Below are 3,423 nucleotides of genomic sequence, written 5' to 3'. Positions count from 1 at the left end.
CGTTCATTGACATATTTAAGGAGATGAGATAAAGTTCTCACGCGGGAATAGGCTGTGTGAGAAGTTGTAAGAAAGTAAATAAGGGCGTATGGGGAATGCCTAGGCTCTTGGAGGCGAAGAAAGACGTGGTAAGCTGCGAAAAGCTCCGGGGATTTGCAAACAAGATTTGATCCGGAGATTTCTGAATGGGACAACCCGTCAGGTAGAAGACCTGACACATCGTAAGATGGGCCAACCCTCTGAACTGAAACATCTTAGTAGGAGGAGGAAAAGAAAGAAACATCGATTTCCTGAGTAGCGGCGAGCGAAAGGGAAAAAGCCTAAACCGGTATTGTTACGGCAATGCCGGGGTTGTAGGACTGCAATATTCAAGTAACAATGAACTGGAACGATCTGGAAAGTTCGTCCATAGAGGGTGAAAGGCCCGTACAGGTAAGTTCGTTATGCGATAGCAGTATCCTGAGTAGGGCGGGACACGAGGAATCCTGTCTGAATCTGCCGGGACCACCCGGTAAGGCTAAATACTCCCAAGAGACCGATAGTGAACCAGTACCGTGAGGGAAAGGTGAAAAGAACCCCGAACAGGGGAGTGAAATAGAACCTGAAACCATACGCTTACAACCGGTCGGAGCAGTTTCGTGCTGTGACGGCGTGCCTATTGAATAATGAGCCTACGAGTTACTAATCACTGGCGAGGTTAAGTGCACGGATGCACGGAGCCGAAGCGAAAGCGAGTCTGAACAGGGCGGCTAGTCAGTGGTTGTAGACGCGAAACCTTGCGATCTACCCTTGAGCAGGTTGAAGGTTGGGTAAAACCAACTGGAGGACCGAACGAATAAGCGTTGAAAAGCTTCTCGATGACTTGAGGGTAGGGGTGAAAGGCTAATCAAGCTGGGAAATAGCTCGTACTCCCCGAAATGCCTTTAGGGGCAGCGTTGTAATTAAGAGTCTACTGGAGGTAGAGCTACTGATTGGATGCGGGGGCTTCACCGCCTACCAAATCCTGACAAACTCCGAATGCCAGTAGTATGATTTACAGCAGTGAGCGACCGGGTGCTAATGTCCGGTTACGAGAGTGGAACAACACAGACCAGCAACTAAGGTCCCGAAGAGTATACTAAGTTGATCTAACGATGTTTTGCTGCAGAGACAGCTAGGATGTTAGCTTGGAAGCAGCTATTCATTCAAAGAGTGCGTAACAGCTCACTAGTCGAGCGGCAAAGCGTGGATAATAAACGGGCATCAAGTATACCACCGAAGTTCTGGGCACGAAAGTGCGGTAGGGGAGCATTCCATTGACGTCGAAGCCATTCCGCGAGGATAGGTGGAGTTTATGGAAAAGCAAATGTAGGCATGAGTAACGATAATGCGGGAGAGTAACCCGCACACCGCAAGACCAAGGTTTCCTGATCAACGCTAATCGGATCAGGGTTAGTCGGGTCCTAAGGGTAAGCCGAACGGTGATCTCGATGGACAATCGGTTAATATTCCGATACTAACATATACCTCGATGGAGAGACGAAGGAACGTAAGTGACGCCGCCTGACGGAATAGGTGGTTAAAGGGTGTAGGTATAGGGACAGATTAAGAGTTAGTCCTTGCTGAAACCCGACAGTACGGAGCGGCTACGGCCAATCTGATAGTTCACCCAAGTCGACTTCCGAGAAAATCTTCTAAGTTATAGTATATGTTACCCGTACCGTAAACCGACACAGGTGGTCGAGGAGAGTATCCTAAGGTGCTCGAGTGAATCACGGTTAAGGAACTAGGCAAATTAACCCCGTAACTTCGGGAAAAGGGGTCCCTACGCGAGTAGGGCGCAGCGAAGAGGTCCAGGCGACTGTTTATCAAAAACACAGGGCTCTGCAAATTCGAAAGAAGACGTATAGGGCCTGACACCTGCCCGGTGCTGGAAGGTTAAGAGGGGATGTCATCGCAAGAGAAGCATTGAATCGAAGCCCCAGTAAACGGCGGCCGTAACTATAACGGTCCTAAGGTAGCGAAATTCCTTGTCGGGTAAGTTCCGACCTGCACGAATGGTGTAACGATCTGGACACTGTCTCAACCGTGAGCTCGGTGAAATTGTAGTCCCGGTGATGATGCCGGGTACCCGCAACGGGACGAAAAGACCCCGTGAACCTTTACTATAGCTTAACGCTGAATTTGGGTACACAATGTGTAGGATAGGCCGGAGACATTGAAGCGGGTACGCCAGTATTCGTGGAGTCAACGTTGAAATACGGCCCTTTGTGTACTTGGATTCTAACCCTTGATAGGGGACACCGTTTGGTGGGTAGTTTGACTGGGGTGGTCGCCTCCAAAAGCGTAACGGAGGCTTCCCAAGGTACCCTCAGCACGAATGGTAACCGTGCGCAGAGTGCAATAGCATAAGGGTGCTTGACTGTGAGACTTACAAGTCGACCAGGTGCGAAAGCAGGGTATAGTGATCCGGTGGTTCTGTGTGGACTGGCCATCGCTCAAAGGATAAAAGGTACTCCGGGGATAACAGGCTGATCGCCGCCAAGAGCTCATATCGACGCGGCGGTTTGGCACCTCGATGTCGGCTCGTCACATCCTGGGGCTGGAGAAGGTCCCAAGGGTTCGGCTGTTCGCCGATTAAAGTGGCACGCGAGCTGGGTTCAGAACGTCGTGAGACAGTTCGGTCTCTATCTGTTGCGGGCGTAGGAAAATTGAGGGGTCCTGACTTTAGTACGAGAGGACCGAGTTGGACGAACCTCCGGTGTATCGGTTATGCTGCCAAGTGTACTGCCGAGTAGCCGCGTTCGGTTTGGATAAGCGCTGAAAGCATCTAAGCGCGAAGCCATCCCCAAGATAAGTTTTCCCTTGAGGGGCGTAGGAGACTACTACGTTGATAGGCTGCAGGTGTAAAGACAGTAATGTCAAAGCCGAGCAGTACTAATTACCCGAACGACTTTTTTGCAGCAATTCTTTATCTCATTTCCCGAATATGTCAACTCTTACCGAGTGCGACGGATTGTGATGATCTAAAAGCATCACTCGCACGGCTTCGATATATTGAAGCATAGGTTCTTTTAGGTGGTTATAGCAGTGAGGTTCCACCTCTTCCCATTCCGAACAGAGAAGTTAAGCTCACTTACGCCGATGGTACTGCGGTTTTCCCGTGGGAGAGTAGGTAGCCGCCTCTTCAAGGTCAGATCGTAAGGTCTGACCTTTTTTTTGTGCCTAACCCTTCCTTAACAGGAGGGGTTTTTGTCTTGGAGGGGGGGGGCAGCGCAACCTACAGGGGGAGCGAAGACGAAATGTTCGACGTCCGACACGGAGTTCGATGCCGGATATTTTCGGGAGGGGGAAGACTGCCTTTTTAAAGCGGCGTTTGGGGGACGTTATTTTTCCCGTTCTGCGAGGTATTCGTCGAGCGTGATCGGAGACGGGCGTTTGTGG

General features: G+C 50.5%; 2 rRNA genes. Both read left to right on the top strand.

What is annotated here, in order from left to right:
- The first annotated feature begins 68 nt into the window (after window positions 1-68).
- Window positions 69-2,941, top strand: a 23S ribosomal RNA gene (locus DWW03_RS16255).
- Between the two features lie 112 nt (window positions 2,942-3,053).
- Window positions 3,054-3,167: ribosomal RNA gene (gene rrf, locus DWW03_RS16250) — 5S ribosomal RNA — on the top strand.
- Window positions 3,168-3,423 lie beyond the last annotated feature (256 nt).

It is taken from the genome of Alistipes sp. AF14-19, assembly GCF_003461645.1.
Taxonomy (GTDB): domain Bacteria; phylum Bacteroidota; class Bacteroidia; order Bacteroidales; family Rikenellaceae; genus Alistipes; species Alistipes shahii.
Note: the sequence above shows the minus strand (reverse complement) of the source record. Positions and strands in the feature narration are given on the sequence as shown.